Source organism: Leifsonia shinshuensis, assembly GCF_013410375.1.
GTDB lineage: Bacteria > Actinomycetota > Actinomycetes > Actinomycetales > Microbacteriaceae > Leifsonia > Leifsonia shinshuensis.
This window is the reverse complement of the sequence record NZ_JACCFL010000001.1, coordinates 592,963-609,876: the sequence shown is the minus strand read 5'-3', so window position 1 is coordinate 609,876 and position 16,914 is coordinate 592,963. Positions and strand designations below refer to the sequence as shown.

At 72.6% G+C, this 16,914-nt stretch carries 14 protein-coding genes; 7 read left to right on the top strand and 7 right to left on the bottom strand.

Translation table 11 applies throughout. From position 1 onward, the window contains the following. Positions 1–93: 93 nt before the first annotated feature. The 4 genes from HNR13_RS03080 to HNR13_RS03065 form a co-directional block, all read right to left on the bottom strand. Complete coding sequence (locus tag HNR13_RS03080) at positions 94–693, bottom strand: acyl-CoA-like ligand-binding transcription factor (RefSeq protein ID WP_179604391.1); 600 nt, start codon at positions 691–693, stop codon at positions 94–96. Next, positions 674–2,323 carry an MFS transporter gene (locus tag HNR13_RS03075; protein WP_218881157.1) on the bottom strand — a complete coding sequence of 550 codons (1,650 nt, stop codon included), beginning with the start codon at positions 2,321–2,323 and terminating at the stop codon, positions 674–676. Before HNR13_RS03075 ends, HNR13_RS03080 begins: the two co-directional genes overlap by 20 nt. 108 nt (positions 2,324–2,431) lie before the next feature. Next, the gene (locus tag HNR13_RS03070; protein WP_179604390.1) at positions 2,432–3,796 is read right to left on the bottom strand and encodes an ABC transporter ATP-binding protein; all 1,365 of its coding nucleotides are present in this window, start codon (positions 3,794–3,796) and stop codon (positions 2,432–2,434) included. A 13-nt stretch (positions 3,797–3,809) separates the two neighbouring features. Then, positions 3,810–4,532: an ABC transporter permease subunit gene (locus HNR13_RS03065; RefSeq protein ID WP_343063428.1), complete on the bottom strand. Its 723-nt coding sequence runs from the start codon at positions 4,530–4,532 to the stop codon at positions 3,810–3,812. A gap of 36 nt (positions 4,533–4,568) precedes the next feature. Here HNR13_RS03065 and HNR13_RS03060 point away from each other — a divergent pair, with 36 nt between their 5' ends. After that, the gene (locus tag HNR13_RS03060; protein WP_179604389.1) at positions 4,569–4,814 is read left to right on the top strand and encodes a hypothetical protein; all 246 of its coding nucleotides are present in this window, start codon (positions 4,569–4,571) and stop codon (positions 4,812–4,814) included. A 68-nt stretch (positions 4,815–4,882) separates the two neighbouring features. Here HNR13_RS03060 and HNR13_RS03055 read toward each other — a convergent pair whose 3' ends face one another. Further along, positions 4,883–5,599 (bottom strand): cation diffusion facilitator family transporter, encoded by a 717-nt coding sequence (locus HNR13_RS03055; protein ID WP_179604388.1) that lies wholly within the window; start codon positions 5,597–5,599, stop codon positions 4,883–4,885. A 57-nt stretch (positions 5,600–5,656) separates the two neighbouring features. On the opposite strand from HNR13_RS03055, the gene HNR13_RS03050 reads away from it, so the two are divergent. The 3 genes from HNR13_RS03050 (at position 5,657) to HNR13_RS03040 (ending at position 10,334) form a co-directional block, all read left to right on the top strand. Then, a complete protein-coding gene (locus HNR13_RS03050) occupies positions 5,657–6,445 on the top strand; it encodes a VOC family protein (protein WP_179604387.1) in 789 nt (262 codons plus the stop codon). Between the two features lie 102 nt (positions 6,446–6,547). Further along, a complete protein-coding gene (locus tag HNR13_RS03045) occupies positions 6,548–8,833 on the top strand; it encodes a prealbumin-like fold domain-containing protein (protein ID WP_179604386.1) in 2,286 nt (761 codons plus the stop codon). Between the two features lie 25 nt (positions 8,834–8,858). After that, positions 8,859–10,334: an outer membrane protein assembly factor BamB family protein gene (locus HNR13_RS03040; protein ID WP_179604385.1), complete on the top strand. Its 1,476-nt coding sequence runs from the start codon at positions 8,859–8,861 to the stop codon at positions 10,332–10,334. A gap of 13 nt (positions 10,335–10,347) precedes the next feature. Here the strand turns inward: HNR13_RS03040 and HNR13_RS03035 are convergent, their stop codons facing one another. Then, positions 10,348–12,888, bottom strand: coding sequence for a polynucleotide kinase-phosphatase (locus tag HNR13_RS03035; RefSeq protein WP_179604384.1), 2,541 nt, complete (start codon positions 12,886–12,888; stop codon positions 10,348–10,350). Continuing rightward, positions 12,885–14,294 carry a 3' terminal RNA ribose 2'-O-methyltransferase Hen1 gene (locus HNR13_RS03030; RefSeq protein WP_343063427.1) on the bottom strand — a complete coding sequence of 470 codons (1,410 nt, stop codon included), beginning with the start codon at positions 14,292–14,294 and terminating at the stop codon, positions 12,885–12,887. Before HNR13_RS03030 ends, HNR13_RS03035 begins: the two co-directional genes overlap by 4 nt. A 673-nt stretch (positions 14,295–14,967) precedes the next feature. Between HNR13_RS03030 and HNR13_RS03025 the strand changes: the two genes are divergently transcribed. From HNR13_RS03025 to HNR13_RS03015, 3 genes are all read left to right on the top strand, one after another. Continuing rightward, a complete protein-coding gene (locus HNR13_RS03025) occupies positions 14,968–15,174 on the top strand; it encodes a cold-shock protein (protein ID WP_179604383.1) in 207 nt (68 codons plus the stop codon). Positions 15,175–15,320: 146 nt separating this feature from the next. Beyond that, on the top strand, positions 15,321–16,415 hold the full coding sequence (locus HNR13_RS03020) for a fatty acid desaturase family protein (protein WP_179604382.1): 1,095 nt from the start codon (positions 15,321–15,323) through the stop codon (positions 16,413–16,415). A 178-nt stretch (positions 16,416–16,593) separates the two neighbouring features. Continuing rightward, positions 16,594–16,914, top strand: coding sequence for a DUF7882 family protein (locus tag HNR13_RS03015; RefSeq protein WP_179604381.1), 321 nt, complete (start codon positions 16,594–16,596; stop codon positions 16,912–16,914).

The window sequence follows — 16,914 nt, the reverse complement described above, 5'->3', positions numbered from 1 at the left end:
ACATAGGATAAGCGGATCGCGCGGGTGCTCCCGACCGCGGGGATCCCGCTGGGCCATCCACGTTCGGGCCGCGGCGGCCGCGCCGCGCCGCCGCTACAGCCGCAGGCCGCCCTCCAGGAACGAGAACGCCTCGTCGACGAGGTCGGCGAGCTCGGCCGTCGGGTCGTCCGCGAGCTGGGCGAGGACGGCGAACATGCTGCCGACGATCGCACCGGCGATGGTGCGCACCGCGAAGTCGTCGCGCCGGCGGCCCGCGCGGTCGGCGATGGTCTCCGAGACCAGGAGCATCGACTGGGAGAGCTGGTCGAGCATCGCTCCGCGCAGCGCCGGGACCTCGAGGACGAGGGCGAGGCGCTCGCGCTGCTCCTCCAGCTGCTCGGCGCTCAGGCCGCCGAAGGCCTCCCGCAGCGCGACCCGCATGGCCGCGACCGGCTCGAGCTCGGCGGGCTGGGCGAGGAAGGCGGCGACGATCTGCGGGTCGAAGTCGTCGAACAGCACGACGGACTCCTTGGTCGGGAAGTAGCGGAAGAACGTGCTCGCGGAGACCTCCGCCGCCTCGATGACCTGGTCGATGGTCGTCGCGTCGTAGCCCTGCTCCGTGAACAGGCGCAGCGCGTGCGACTGGATCGCCGCGCGGGTGCGGGCCTTCTTCCGCTCGCGCAGGCCCGGTCTGTCAGCTGTGCCGTCCGGCATGCACGCTCCTTCCGTCGGGGGTGGTCGCCGCCGCAGGGACCGCAGCGTCCGCCGCCGCGCCGTCGGCCGCCGCCTCCGCGACGTGCGCACCGTGCGACGCCCGCGCCCGGCGCGGGAGGACCACCACCGCCATGATGGCCCCCGCGACCGCGATGCCGGCGGAGACCAGCAGCGACACGCTCATCCCCCGCGTGAACGCGGTCCGCACGGCGTCGCCGAGCGCGGCCGAGTGGAGCGTGTCGGCGACGGCGATCCCCGCGTAGACACTGGACTTCGCCGCGCTCGCGACCGCGGGCGGAACCGGAGAGGACGCGAACACGGAGGTGAGCTGCGCGGTGTACACGGCCGCGACCACGCTGCCGAGGATGGCCGTCCCGAGCGGAGCGCTCGTCTTCTGCAGCGCCTGGACGACGCCGGAGCCGACGCCGCTGTGCTCAGCGGTCAGCTGGGAGAGCGCGGCGGACATCGCGGAGGTGAGCGCGAGGCCGGCGCCCGCGCAGACCGTCGCCATCCATCCCGCGACGATGAGCTCGCTGGTCGCGCCCGTCGTCCACGAGCCGATGACCGAGCCGGCCGCGATGACGACGAAACCGATGGTCACGGTCGCGCGGAAGCCGATCGCCGCCACGATGCGCGACGCGGGGAGCGCGCCGATCAGCATGCCGCCGACGAACGGGAGCAGCCGCAGCCCGGAGGTGAACACGTCCACGCCCTGCACGGCCTGGAAGAACTGCGGCATCACGAAGAGCAGCCCGACCATCCCCATGCCGGCGACCCCGGCGAGAGCCGCTCCGCCGGTGAAGGTGCGGGAGCGGAACAGCCGGGTGTCGACCAGCGGCGAGCGGCCGCGCCGGGTGAGGGCGACCTCCCAGAGCACGAAGCCGGCGAGGATCGCGACACCGGCCGCGAGCGCGGTCAGCGCCCAGGGGTCGGACCAGCCGTGCTGGCCCGCCTCGATGATGCCCCACGTGAACACGACCAGGCCGGCCACCGACGCGAGCACGCCCACGGCGTCGAAGGCCGGGCGCTCAGCCGCCTTCGACTCGGGGACGAGCAGCGCCACCGCGAGCAGGCCGATCGCGACCACCGGGACGTTGAGGAGGAAGACCCAGCCCCACCAGAAGTTCGCGAGCATCCAGCCGCCCAGGATGGGGCCGAGCGGCAGCGACAGGAAGTTCGCCGCGGCGAACACGCCGACCGCCTTGGGCCGGGACGCCTCGTCGAAGAACACCGTCAGCGCGGACAGGGCCATGACGGCGATGCCGGCGCCGGCGACCCCCATCAGCAGCCGCGCGATCAGGAAGACGACGGGTGTCGTCGCGAAGGCGCACAGCGCCGACCCGGCCCCGAACGTCACGAGCGAGACGAGCAGCACGGCCTTGCGGCCGAAGCGGTCGCCGAGCAGGCCGAGCGGGAGCACCGCGGCGGCCAGCATGAGCAGGTAGCCGGACGAGAACCACTCCAGCTCGGTCTCGGTCGCGTGCAGCGCGCCGGCGAGCGTGGGCAGGGCGATCGACAGCACGGTGCCGTCGATCCCGACCGCCAGGACGCTCAGGCTCACCGCGCCGAGCGCCCACCACCTCCGCTGTCCGGTCATCCGTCCGGTCGCGGCTTCGGTCATGTTCATCATGAGAGTCACCTCCTATTGAATGGTAACTCGTTTTTGACAGTTGCTGTCAGATTTTTTCGGGAACACCGCCGCGGCTGCTCATGGTCCGCGGGAGCGGCGGCCGCGGCGTCAGGACGCCCGCTCCTCCTGCTCGGCGTCGGGGTGGGTCGGGAGGAGCAGGCGGCCGGTGTCGGCGTCGTACTCGAACAGCTCGCCGTAGCGGCCCCAGTCGATCGCGGTGTCGAGCTGCTGCTGGGCGTCGTCGTCACCGAAGTGGGCCTTGAGCTCAGCGAGGATTTCGTCGGCGCGGATCGCCCCGGACGTGGTGTGCCGGAGGTCGCGGACGATGCGGCGCACCAGCGGCGCGGCCTCCATCGCGAGCGTCGCGAACTGCTCCTTGGCCCGGAGCAGGTCGGCGGCGGCGTACCGCCTGCCCTGCTCGGTGATGCGCAGCTCCGTCCCCTGCGGCCGGGCCAGCTTGAGCAGCTGCGCAGCGTCGACCACCGGGAGCAGGTCGTCCAGCTCGTAGCGCAGCTCGTCGGCGATCTCGGCCAGTCCCTCAGTGCCGCCGCGCTCGGCGAGCAGTTCGACCAGGCCGCCCAGGGAGCCGGTGCTCGCGGCGGGCAGCGGGAAGTCGATCTCGTTCGCGGTCGCGGCCGCGGCGGCGATGGACACGTCCACCGGCGCCCCCGCGATGCCGGCCACGGCGGCGCGCGGCTCGGCCTGCTGGCCGGTGAGGATGCCGTAGACCTCGTCCACGAGCGCCTCGAACGCCGGGCTCCGGCGGTCGCGCGGCTGCGGGAGGTCGACGGTCAGCTCCGCCTTGATCCGGCCGGGGTTGGAGTCGAGGACGACGACCCGGTCGGCGAGCTGGATGGCCTCCTCGATGTTGTGCGTGACGATCAGCGCCGTGCGAGTGGGGAGGGTACCGTCGCTCCACATCCGCACGAGCTCGCCGCGCAGGTTCTCGCTGGTCAGCACGTCGAGCGCCGAGAACGGCTCGTCCATCAGCAGCACGTCGGGCTCGACGACGAGCGCGCGGGCGAACCCGACGCGCTGCCGCATCCCGCCGGAGAGCTCCTTGGGGTAGGCCGACTCGAAGCCGTCGAGGCCGATCTGGTCGATGGCGCGCAGGGCGCGCTCGCGGCGGACTTCCGGGCGGACGCCCTTCGCCTCCAGCCCGAGCTCGACGTTCTCGAGCACGGTCAGCCACGGCAGCAGGGCGAACGACTGGAAGACGAGGGCCGTGCCCGGGTTGGCGCCGTTGAGCTCGCCGCCCTTGAACGACACGGTCCCGGAGGTGGGCGCGATCAGTCCGGCGATGCAGCGCAGCAGCGTGCTCTTGCCGGAGCCGGAGCGGCCGAGCAAGGCGACGATCTCGCCCTGGTGGATGGTGAGCGTGACGCCGGAGAGGACGGTCTTCTCGCCGCCGTCGGTGGCGAACGACTTCGTGACATCGCGGACGTCGATGAGTGCGGTGTTCGTGGTGGTCATGACGGGAGTCTCCTCACAGGCTGAAGCGCTTCTCGGCGACGGCGTAGAGCCGGCGCCAGAACAGACGGTTGAGTCCGACGACGAAGACGGACATGACGATGACGCCGACGAGCACGCGCGCCATGTCACCGGTCTGGGTGGCCTCGGCGATGTAGGCGCCGAGGCCGGTCGCGGTGTAGGTGTGGTGGTTGTAGGTGACGACCTCGGCGACGATGGATGCGTTCCACGCGCCGCCCGCCGCGGTGATGCCGCCGGTCACGTAGGCCGGGAAGATCGCCGGGAGGATCAGCCTCCGCCAGCGCTGCACCCGGCCCACCCCGAAGCTGTCCATCGCCTGCCGCAGGTCGGTGGGGATCGCGCTCGCCCCGGCGATGACGTTGAACAGGATGTACCACTGCGATCCGAGCGCCATCAGCAGGATGCCGCCGTAGTCGAGCGGGATGCTCGTGGCCACGAAGAACGCGATCGCGAACGGGAACAGGAAGTTCGCCGGGAAGCTCGCCAGCAGCTGCACGACCGGCTGGGCCAGCCGGCTGATCCGCGGGTTCATGCCGATCCAGACCCCGACCGGGACCCAGACGATCGTCGCGAACAGCAGGATCACGACGACGCGGGCCATCGTGACCGCGCCGAGCCCGAACGCCCCCAGGAAGGCGCCGAGCCCGACCGAGCGCTGGATGAAGAGGTAGGAGGCGACCGCGCCGACCACGATCGCGGCGATGACGACCACCGTCACGACCACGTCCAGCGTGCGCTTGCGCAGTACGAGCGGGTGCCTGCGCTGCTGCAGACCCGGGTGCTCGGCGCGATGAAGGCGAGCGCCTACCTCGGCGTCCCGTTGGGCTCGCTCCTCGGCGGCGTGCTCGCGCAGGGCGTCGGCCTGACCTGGGCGTGCGTCGGCGCGGGCGCGGTGATGCTGCTGGCGACGATCACGCCGCTGGTGTTCCCGGTGTGGCGGCAGCTCGACCGTCCGAGCGCGGCGCCGGGGGCGGCGCGGCTCGGGCCCGAGGCGGCGTGAGACGCGAGTCCGGAAGGGCGCGCCTCGGGCCCGAGGCGGCGTGAGACTCGAGTCCGGAAGGGCGCGCCTCAGTCGCCGTCGAAGTCGACCTCGCGCCCGCGCAGCGCAGCGATCGCTTTGACGATGAGCTGCACCGCCGCGACCGCGATCAGCGCCGAAACGGCGAGCGCCAGCACCGGGTCGAGCCAGTACAGGCCGCCGGTGACCAGGATGATCACTCCGGCGACGGCGATGGCGCCCGCCGCCGCCGCGTCGGCGAGCGCGTCCAGGAGGACCGATCGCATGTGCACGTCCTCGTCCGCGGCGGAGCGGCCGAGCACGAGCGCGCCCGCGAGCATCACGGCGACAGTGACGAGGCTGACGATCACCATCGGCACGCCTTCGACGGGTGGTGAGCCCTCCCGCAACCGGATCACGGCGTCAACGACGACCGTGACCGTGACGACGAGGAGGAGCGCCGCGTTGACCAGGGCCGCGATCGCAATGGGCCGCTGCGCGTGCGGGTGGCCGGGGTCCCGGTCGCGCAGCGCGATCGCGACGAGCCCGAGGACCAGGGCGAAGCAGTCCGCCACGGTGTCGCCTGCCGCGGCCAGCACGCTCACGGAGTTCGCCAGCAGTCCGGCGACGACGAGGCCGACGATCAGGGCGGCGTTCAAGCCGAGGACGATCAGCAACCGGCGGCGCTGGCTCCATCGGGGCGGCCGCGGTCCGGGACCGGCGGGAGCGGCGTCGCGATGCTCGGCGCCTGGGTTTCCAGCGTCGGGGTGCTCGGCGTCGGGTGGCACGGCGTCATTCTGCCATCCCCGGTGCCGCCGACCGCGAACCCGACGTATCGTTCCGGCATGGAGCTCACCGGCTACCTCTCCTACCGGGACGCGCCGCGCGCGCTCGACTGGCTGACCGCCATCGGCTTCGAGGTCGTCGTGCGGCTCGACGGCGCCGAGGGGAGGGTCGAGCACGCCGAGGTCCGGGCCGGTGACGCAACGATCATGGTGTCCACGAGCGACCGGGCGTACGAGCCGCGGGCGCTGCTCGGCAGCTCGACCGGGGGCGGTCTCTATCTGCTGGTGCGCGACGTCGACGCGGTGTTCGCCCGTGCCGTCGACGCCGGTGCCACTGCGGTCATCCCGCCCGAGGACACCGACTGGGGCGGGCGCCGCGCGCGGGTCCTCGACCCCGAGGGCAACGAGTGGAGCTTCGGGACCTACCGGCCGGGCGGGGAACCGTCCGCCCGGCCCGGTCTCAAGATCGTGCCGCTCGTCCACGTCGACCGCGTCGACGCCGCCGTCGAGTTCTTCGCGGCGCTCGGCGCGGAGGTCGTCGCGCGTGCGCCGGAGGGGGATTTCGCCCGCCTCCGGTTTCCGTCCGGAGACGAGCTGCAGGTGCTCGGGCACCCGCCGAACCCGGAGCAGGACCCCGGGCTCGTGGAACTGACCGCCGTCGCGCGCGACCTCGCGGCGGTCCAGGACGCGCTCGCGCGAACCGCGGGCGGGCGGGTCGAGGCGCAGCCGACCGGGTTCGGGAGACAGGCCCTTTACCGGATCCCCGGCGGCGGTCCGCAGTTGAAGGTCAACGCGTTCGGCCCCGCGCCGGACGCGGAGGAAGAGGGACGGCCCGCGCAGAACGGGTGAAGAAGGGGTGAAATCACCCCTTTCCACGCCCGACGACCACCACCTACCCTGTACCCCATGCGGGGGAGCACGAGAGCACACCGACTCGGCCCAGCAGTCGCGATGCTGGCATTGGCCGCAGCCGTCATCGGCGCGGTTGTGCCGGCGTGGCAGCCGCCCGCCGTCGCGCAGTCCCCGGCGCCGCTGCAGGTCACCTACGTCGCGCGCGTGTGCGACAACTACTCCGACATCATGGCCAACAAGGCCCGCAACAACATCCAGGAGTCGCTGTTCAACCTCGGTCCGGACTCCACCTACGCGCCCAATGGGATCGTCAGCCCGACCGCAGAGCAGAACGGGTCGCCGAACTGCCGGCCCTACACCGGCTGGCGGTTCTCCACCGGCGCCGGCATCACCGGCAAGTCGCCGGCTACCGACAACCTGTCCACCGTGACGGGCCTGTACCGGTCCGACATCGTCACACAGGCCAGCACCCCGCTGCTCGACCCGCAGGGCCAGCCGGTGCTCGGCCCCGGCGGCGTCCCGCAGACCATCCCCGGCGCGGTCACCGTCCAGCTGAACGCAGCGGAGACCGCCGCGGCCCAGGGCGGCCGCACCGTGTGGGTGGAGGGCGGCACGCCGACCGACCCGTTGAACGCCAACCCGAACGTCGGTTTCGGCGCGCTGCGCTGCGCGCAGGACGCGCTCAACGGGGACAACGTGGACGCGGTCACGTTCCCGCAGGCGAGCACGCACGTGTTCTGCTACTACTACCTGGTCACGCCGCCGCCGCCCCCCGGCACGATCACGATCGTCAAGCACGTGCTCGGGGCCCAGTCCGACACCTTCCCGTTCCAGGGGAACATCTCCTACAACCCGGGCGGCGCCTTCACCGTGGCCGGCGCACCGGGCCAGGACGGTTCGATCGAGTTCGTCCGCGGCGCCACCCTCGGGAGCCTGACCCAGCCGCCGTGGAGCTTCACCGAGCAGAGCAAGGCCGGGTGGCAGCCGCCGGCGCAGGCGTCCTGCGTGTCCGCGAACGGGCAGAGCGTCGTCACGCACTCCGGCGCGACGACGAGCGTGAACCTGGCGCCGAACGACCACGTCACGTGCACCTACACGAACACGCCGACCCCGCTCGGCGACGCAGAGCTGTGGAAGGTCTCCACGGGCGCGGTAGGCACCTTCCCGTTCGCCATCACCGGCCCCACCACGACGGAGCACTACCCCGACGTGACGACCGTGCAACCCGGCGTCCCCATCAAGTTCGCCACACGCACTGGCGCCCCGGCCGGGAACTACAGCGCCACCGAGGACATGCCCACCGACTTCTCGCAGACCGGCCCGGGCACCTGGCGGATGACCAACGCGGTCTGCAACGGCGCGGCGATCCCGTTCACGAACACGCCGGGCACTCCCGCGACGGCCACGGCGACCTACACCGCGGCCCCCGGGACGGACGTCGCCTGCCTGTTCGCGAACGAGTTCGACCCGTCGGGTCGCCTCGACATCTACAAGACGACGCTGAACGGCGTCGGCCGTTTCGAGTACACCGTCCTCGACAACCGGGACAACCTGACCCGCGTGCAGGACCCGGTGGCGACCACCACCACCCCGGGCGTCGAGGTCCAGGCGCAGCCGTCGGCCACCGGGCTGTCCGCCGCGCCGGGCTCGGAGTACACGATCCTGGAGGCGATGCCGGCGCCGGACTCCGGCGGCTTCTGGGTGCTCGACTCGGCGACCTGCGGCGCCAACACCGTGTCGGTCGACCTGACCGCGGCGAGCGTCGTGGTCGCGCTGTCGCCCGACCTCGCCGCGGCGAGCTGCCACTTCGTCAACCGCTACCAGCCGTACGGCTCGTTCTCGGTGGTGAAGGACACGACCCCGGACACCGCCCTGCGCCCCGGCGCCGCCCAGCTCGCGATCGACTGCTCCGACAACGCCTTCGACGGCGACCTGACCGTCGCATCGGGACAGGGCGCGAACGACACCGGGATCGCCCTCACCGACGCGACCATGACCTGCTCGGTCACCGAACCGCAGACCGGAGCGGCGCCGAACGTGGACGTCACCACCACCGCCTACCTCGAGATCGGCGGGACCCGGCAGCCGTACACGCTCGGCGACACCTTCACCGCACCGCTCGGCAGCTTCACGCAGGTCGTCGTCCAGAACACCCTGAAGGCGGTGACGCCGACGCCGCCCCCGACGCCCACTCCCACGCCCCCGCCGGTCGCGCCTGCGGGCGACGGCCAGCCGCCGTCCGGCCTGGCGGACACGGGATCGAGCGCGCCCTCGCTGTGGCTGCTCCTCTGCGTCGGCGGGCTGGTCGTGGCCGGGAGCGGGCTGGTGGCGCTGGCGGCCGGACGGAGACGCGTCGGCCGGACCCCGCACCGGGATGGTCGGTAGCGGACGGCAGGCATACGCTGTCGCCATGCACCGCGCCACGCGGGGAACCGGGGGCCGCACGCGCGCTCGCCTCGGGGCGGCCGCGCTGAGCGGAGCGCTGCTGCTGGCCGGCTGCACGGCGGCGTCGACGCCCGCGCCGACAACCTCCCGCGCGTCCGGCACGCCGACGCCGACGCGCCCGACGCCGACCGGGTCGCCGGCACCCGTGGCGGTCCCGGTCCCCGGGATCACGGCCTGGACCTCCTACCACGCCACCGCGTCGCGCACCGGGGCGGTCGGCGCAGGGGCGTCGCTCTCCCCGCTCGCGCGCGCGTGGTCCGCCGACCTCGGCGGAGCGGTCTTCGGGCAGCCCGTCGTCGCGGGCGGCCGGGTGATCGCCGCGACCGAGACGAACCGGGTGGTCGCGCTCGACCCCGCCAGCGGGAACGTCGTGTGGTCGGCGTCCCTCGGGGCGCCGCTCACGGATGTCGGATCGGCCGCCGGCTGCGGGGACATCGACCCGCTCGGCATCACCAGTACGCCGGCCGTCGACCCCACCACAGGGACGGTGTTCGTCGTCGGCGAGGTGAGCGCCGGCCGAGCGGTGCACCACCAGCTGGAGGGGTTCAGCATCGCCACCGGGCAGGTGGTCCTCTCGGAGTCCGTCGACCCGCCACTCCCGGCCGGGGAGGACCCCGTCCACCTCCTCCAGCGGGCGTCCCTCGCGGTCGCGAACGGACGCGTCTACATCGGCTTCGGCGGCAACTACGGCGACTGCGGCGCCTATCACGGCTGGGTGGTGGGGGTGAACGAGACCGGCTCCCCGGGCCTGGTCGCGTTCGAGGCGGCGGCGGACGGCCACGGCGGCGCGATCTGGCAGGGCGGCGGCGCACCGGCGATCGACGCGGCGGGGGACCTCTACGTGTCGACCGGCAACTCCAACCCCGACCCGCCGGCCGGCGGGCCCGACCCCGTCCAGTACGCGGAGAGCGTGGTGAAACTCTCGCCGGATCTGAAGCCCCTCGCCGCCTTCAAGGACCGGTCCGCGGGCGCCGACGACGACCTCGGCACCGGCAATCCGGTGCTGCTGCCCGGCGGCCTGCTGTTCGTCGCGGGGAAGACCGACGTGGGCTTCGTCCTCCGCCAGTCCGACCTCTCCCAGGTGGCCGCCATCCCCGGCGTCTGCGGCAGCGACCCCGACGGCGGCGCCGCCTACGACCAGGCCACGGGCCGTCTGTTCGTCCCCTGCGCCGGCGGCGGCATCCAGATCGTCGAACCGGCCACCGGGCAACGCGGACCACGGCTGTCCGGCGCGAACGGCGCACCCATCGACATCGGCGGCACCATCTGGGCGGTGCGCTACCCGGGAGGCACGCTCAGCCAATTCAGCGCCGCGACCGGGGCGCTCCTCCAGCGCCAGCAGATCGGCGACTCGGTCCCCCACTTCGCCAGCCCGTCCACCGCGCTCGGGGTGCTGCTGGTCGGGACGGACTCGGGGGTCGTGGCGTTCCGCGGCGGGTAGCGGACGACCCCCTTCACAACCTCGGGTCCACCGGCTCCGACTCCATGGCGAGGACCGCGAACACCGCTTCGTGGACGCGCCACAGCGGCTCCCGCTCCACGAACCGGTGCAGCGACTCCAGCCCGAGGGCGTACTCGCGCAGTGCCATCGACCGCTTGTGGCCGACGTTGCGGTCGCGCAGCCGGTCCAGGCTGGACGGGTCGGTGTAGTCCGGGCCGTAGATGATGCGGAGGTACTCGCGGCCGCGCACCTTGATGCCCGGCTGGGCCAGCCCCCGCTCGTTCCGGACGAGGCCGGCCGCGGGCTTCACGACCATGCCCTCCCCTCCGGCCTCGGTCAGCGCCGTCCACCACTCGACCGCCGCCTCCACCGACCCGGGATCGTCGAGGTCGACCTCGACGCGCCGGGTCTCCCGGAGCAGCCGCGGGTCGGCCGCCACCAGCCGGTCGGCCACCGCGAGGTGCCAGGCGTGCTCCCGCGCGGCATGGACCCGGCCCTCGACGGCCAGCACCTGGAACGGCGCCAGCTGGACACCGTCGATGCCGTCCGTCCGCCGTACATAGCGGCGGTAGGCGTCGGTGTAGCGAGCCGCGTCAGCCTCGCGCCGCCGGGTCCGCTCCAGCATCGCGGCGACATCGAGCCCGCGCTCCGCCGCCCGCTCCAGCGTCGCCGCCGCGGCGGGCAGGGCCGAGGCCGCCGCAGCCCCGACCGCGGCGTACTGCTCCCGGATGAGCGCGCCGGCCTTCAGCGACCAGGGCAGGACCTCCCCGTCGAGCAGCAGCCAGTCGGTCTCCAGTTCCTCCCAAAGCGCCGCCCGGGAGACGGCCTCGTGCACACCGGACAGGAACGCGTCCTCGTCGGCGGACGACGGGAAGAACCGACGGCCGGTGCGGGTGTGGACGATGCCCCGCCACCCGTCCGGGGCGCCGAACCGGGACGGGTCGCGCGTCACGAGCGTGACGGCCCGCGAACCCATGTGCTTCTCCTCGGCGATGAGGCGCGTCACCCCGCTCGTGCGGTACGCCTCGAACGCCTCGTCCGGGTGCTCCAGCATCCCGGCGCGGGAGGACGGCCCGGGCGGCGACATCGTCGGCGGCAGGTAGAGCAGCCGGCGCGGGTCCACCGCCCAGCGGCTCATGGTCTCCAGGGCGCCGAGTGCGAACTCCGGGCGCAGTCGGATCTTCCCGGACGTGCGCGTCTCGACGATGGGCGTCTCCAGCACGTCCTCGATCCGGAGCACGTCGTCCGCCCGCTCGGCGGACGTGTCGACCGCGAGCGCGAACGGCCGCGCCGGCTCGCTCCAGACCTGCTCGGCAGGGACCGCGACGAGCTCCCGCTCGGGATACCGCAGTGCGGTCAGCGCGCCGCCGAACACGCAGCCAGTGTCGAGGCACATGGTGTTGTTGACCCACTCGGCGCGCGGGACGGGGGTGTGGCCATAGAGCACGGTGGCCGCGCCGCGGTAGTCGCGCGCCCAGTCCAGCCGAACCGGCAGGCCGTACTCGTCCTTCTCACCGGTGACGTCGCCGTAGAGCGCGAACGCCCGGACGCGGCCCGACGCTCTGCCGTGGAACTGCTCCGGGAGGCCGGCGTGCGCGACGACCAGCCGGCCGTCGTCGAGCACCAGATGCGAGACGAGTTCGCGGCAGAACGCCTGCACCTCGTCGCGGAACTCGGGCGGCTCCTCCGCCAGCTGCGCGAGCGAGACCTCCAGGCCGTTCGCCACGGTGACCTTGTCGCCGCGCAGCGCCCGCGCGAGCTTGTCCTCGTGGTTGCCGGGGACGGCGATCGCGTGTCCGGCGGCGACCATCCCCATCGCCAGCCGGAGCACGCCGGGGGTGTCCGGCCCGCGGTCCACCAGGTCGCCCAGGAAGAGCGCGCGGCGGCCGTCCGGGTGGACGGCGTCGACCGCGCGCCCGCGGTCGTCGCGGGCGAGGTCGTAGCCGAGCACCCCCAGCAGCGTCTCCAGCTCGGAACGGCAGCCGTGCACGTCGCCGATGGCGTCGAACGGGCCGTGGTCGTCCGAACGGTCGTTGAGCAGGCGCGTCCGGACGATCGTCGCGGCGTCGATCTCGGCCTGATCGCGCAGGACGTGGACCGTCCGGAACCCTTCGCGGCGCAGCGCGGACAGGCCGCTCCGGAGCTGCTTGGACTGGCGCCGGATGACCTCGGCGCCGAAGGCCCGGTCGTCGCGGGCCTCCGTCCGTGCGACGGCGACCCGCTCCGGGACGTCGAGGACGATGGCGACGGGCAGCACGTCGTGCTCCTTCGCGAGCGCGATCATGCTCTTGCGAGCGGTGGCCTGGACGTTGGTCGCGTCGATCACGGTGAGCAGGCCGGTGCGCAGCCGCTTGCCCGCGACGAAGCGCAGCGCGTCGAAGGCGTCGCCTGTCGCACCCTGGTCGTTCTCGTCGTTGGAGACCAGCCCGCGAAAAGTGTCGCTGGAGAGGGTCTCCCAGGGCCCGAACTTCTCCCGCGCGAACGTCGACTTGCCCGACCCGCTCACCCCGACGAGCACGACGAGCGAGGTGGCGGGGATGCGCAGCTCGGTCATGCGGCCGCCTCCTTCCGGAACAGGGCGAGCTGCGTCGGCGCCCCGAGGACGGGATCCGCCGCTCCGACCGGCCGGAACTCGACGCGGTAGCCGTAGTGCTCGGCGATCGCGCCGGCCCACGCGGCCAGTTCGGCCCTGGTCCATTCGAACCGGTGATCGGGATGCCGGAACGATCCCGCGGCGAGGGTCGGGTACAGCGCGTTGTACTCGGCGTTCGGCGTGGTGAGGACGACGGAGGCCGGCGCCGCCAGGCCGAACACCGAGCGCGCCAGAGCGTCCAGGCGTTCGGGCTCGACGTGCTCGACGACCTCCATCAGCACCAGGGCGTCGAGTCCGGCGATCCGGTCGTCCTGGTAGGTGACCGACGACGGATGCAGCCGGATGCGTTCCCGCTGGGCGTCGCTGCGCTCGGCGAGGCCCAGACGACGCGCGGCCGTCTCCAGCGCCGGGGGCGAGACGTCGGTCCCGACGATGCGGGTGAACCGCGGGTCGGCGGCCAGGCGGGAGAGCAGCGCTCCGGGCCCGCAGCCGACGTCCGCGACGGTGCGGGCGCCGACCTCGTCGAGGACCGCGAGGACCGCGTCGGCACGCAGCCGGTTGAGCGGGCGGCTCTCGCTCGCGTCGTCGTCGGTGTCGCCGCCGGTTGCCGCGTCGACAAGCTCGGGCCCCTGGTCGAGCGCCGCGAGGCGCGCCGTCGCCTCGGCGACGTACTCGCGCTGATGCGCGAGGTACCGCCGGGAGATCAGCTCCCGTTCGGGATGCTGCGCCAGCCACCCCTCACCGGCGCGGAGCAGCTTGTCCACCTCGGCGTCCGCGACCCAGTAGTGCTTCGCGTCGTCGAGGACGGGGAGCAGCACGTAGAGCTCCCGCAGCGCCTCCCCCAGCCGGGAGACGCCGCGGAGCGTGATCGTCGCGTACGGCGAGGGCCCCCACTCGGGGAACTCGTCGTCGAGCAGCCCGGTGGACTGCTCGACGGTCCAGCCGAGCGGCGCGAAGAGCCGCTCGGGGAGGTCGGCGCCGCCGCGCAACGGCACCGCGTGCAGCCCGAGCTCGAGCTCGAGCTCGGAGGCGGCGAGCTCCGGCCGCGCGTCGCATCGACCGGTCAGGGCGGTCCGGAACACCGACCCGAGAGCGACGGCGAGCATCGACCCTGACACGTAGGCCCGGTCGTTGACGTAGTGCCCGAGCGTCCCGGCGTCGCCGCGGAACCGCCGGCTGCGGACGAGTTCGATCGGATCGACCTCCAGCAGGAGCGCCGCGGTGCAGCGTTCGTCGCCGACCTCGGGATAGAAGACGTGCGCCCGGCCGACCGGCAGCGCGAAGTCGTGCACGCGGTCGGGATGCTTGTGCAGCAGGAACCCGAGATCGCCCGGTGCGGCGCCGCGGTAGGTGATGGTCAGCAGCACGCGGCGCCCTCCCCTGATCGACCGTCGGTTCAGTGTACGGGCTCTCAGGCCGCCGGCCACGGCGGTCCGCCCGCTCTGCCGTTCCACGCCCGCGGACCGCGCCGCCGGGTGGGACGTGTATGGTAAGAGCAAGTCCGACTCCAGAGGTTCTTCCCTCCGTCGGACCTGATCACGCGTTTCTGATCGTGTGACCGAGACGGTCCCGCATCCAGAAACCGGTCCTTCCCAGCCGGGTGTCGCGTGCGGGGCCGCCTTCCAGAAACCGATACCAGGAGCGGCGAATCCGCCCGCTACCGACACCGATCTTCTCGTCCGCAGCAGCGTCGGCCGCGGCATCACCCCCGCCTCGACCGAGGCGAAAGGACTCACCATCACCAGCACTCCGCGGCCCTCGGCCGCACTCACCTGGCGCCAGGCCGACGACACCGTCTGGGTCGCCACCGCCGACAGCGAGTACGCCGGCATCGCCGCGCTCGACGACGGACGGTTCCACGTACTCGACGAGCGTTCGCGCACCGTCGGGACCGCCGCCACGATCGCCGAGGCGGAGGCCCTCCTCCGGCGCACACCGCCGCACCGCGTCCCCCGGGGCGCCCACCACCGTCCGCGCCGATTCGGGCGCGGCGACCGGAGCCGTCCGCACGGCTCCCGAAGAATAATGAAGGAAGAAAAGATGCCCACTGGCACCGTCAAATGGTTCAACTCGGAGAAGGGCTACGGCTTCATCGCCCCGGATGACGGCAGCGCCGACGTCTTCGCCCACTACAGCGAGATCGCCTCCACCGGCGGCTACCGCAACCTCGACGAGAACCAGAAGGTCGAGTACGACCTCGCTCAGGGCCCCAAGGGTCCCCAGGCCGCGAACATCCGCCAGGCCTGATCGATACGGTGCCCGGTCGCGAGACCGGGCACCGTTTCCACAGCGGGGCACCGACGAACACTCAGCCTCCGCGCCTACGCTTGCGGCATCTCGGGCATTCGCCCACACCCTCGGCTGGGAAGTCGTCACGACACAGCGGAGGAAGCATGACCGCAACCATTCTCGGGCCGGTCCTGAAGACCAGGCCTCGCTCGGAGGCCCGCCGTCCGGTCACCAGCACGTACAACGAGCTGCTCGCGCGCGTGCGCGGCGAAGGCCTCCTCGAACGCCGGCGCGGCTTCTACATCGCGATGTTCACGGCGCTCACGATCGGCCTGCTCGGTGCGGCGACCGGGTTCGTCCTCCTCGGGGACTCCTGGTTCCAGCTGCTCATCGCCGCGGCGCTGGGCCTGATCTTCACCCAGTTCGCGTTCCTCGGCCACGAGGCCTCCCACCGCCAGGTGTTCGCCTCCGGCCCCACCAACGACCGGGCCGGGCGCCTCATCGCGACCTGGCTGGTCGGCATGAGCTACCAGTGGTGGATGACCAAGCACACCCGCCACCACGCCAACCCGAACACCGAGGGCAAAGACCCCGACATCGCCTTCGACACGATCTCCTTCACGGTGGAGGACGCCGCCCGGCAGCGCGGGATCCTCGCCGCGATCACCCGCCGGCAGGGCTACCTGTTCTTCCCGCTGCTCCTGCTGGAGGGCGTCAACCTCCACGTCACGTCGATCCGCTCGCTGCTCGCGCGCGGGCCGGTCGAGCGCCGGCGCACGGAGCTGGTCGCCATCGGACTGCGCCTCTCGATCTACGTCGCCATCGTGTTCCTGATGCTGCCGGTGGGGATGGCGTTCGCGTTCCTCGGCGTGCAGCTGGCGGTGTTCGGCGTCTACATGGGCGCGTCGTTCGCCCCCAACCACAAGGGCATGCCGCTGCTGCCGGCCGGCTCCCGGGTCGACTTCCTCAACAAGCAGGTGCTGACCTCCCGCAACATCCGCGGCGGCTGGACGATGAGCGTGCTGATGGGCGGCCTCAACCACCAGATCGAGCACCACCTCTTCCCCAGCATGCCCCGTCCGCACCTGCGTCGGGCGCGGGAACTCGTCCGCGAGCACTGCGCCGCCCACGACATCCCGTACACGGAGACCGGGCTCGTGAACTCCTACCGGATCGTCGTCCGCTACCTCAACCGGGTCGGCCTCGCCGCCCGCGACCCCTTCGACTGCCCGGCGGCGCAGCGCTTCCGGCGGGCGTAAGGTCCGGACGACGCGCGGTCGGCGGCCGCGCCCTCCCGCACGCCTGGCAATCGCCTCCATCCGTTCGCTTTCGCGCGTTGCAGGGCGCAGACTGGACAGACACCCTCCGGTTGACGTGAAGCCTCGCCTGGCAGCCGATTCTTTGCCCCCTTCCGGACAAACCCAGGAGGGCAACATCATGGGCTACCTCAGCTACGAGGATCACGAGTACGCGTTCGACGACCGGACTCTCGCACACCTGCACATCGTCATCGTCAACAAGCTCAGCCACGGCCGGAGCTTCGCCATGTCATGGAAGGACCTCCCCGTCGCGGGAGGCGGACGCACCACCATCTGGCTGCACCCGGCGGCCAACCTGCGCTTCCACTTCGACGGCTCGCACGCACCGGGACTCAACCGCGAGTGGCTGGCACAGCTCGCCGAATCCGCCGAGAGCTCCCGCGGGCTCACCCTCGAAGCGGAGCACCGCGCGCCGCTCCGGGCGCTCGAAACGGCCTGA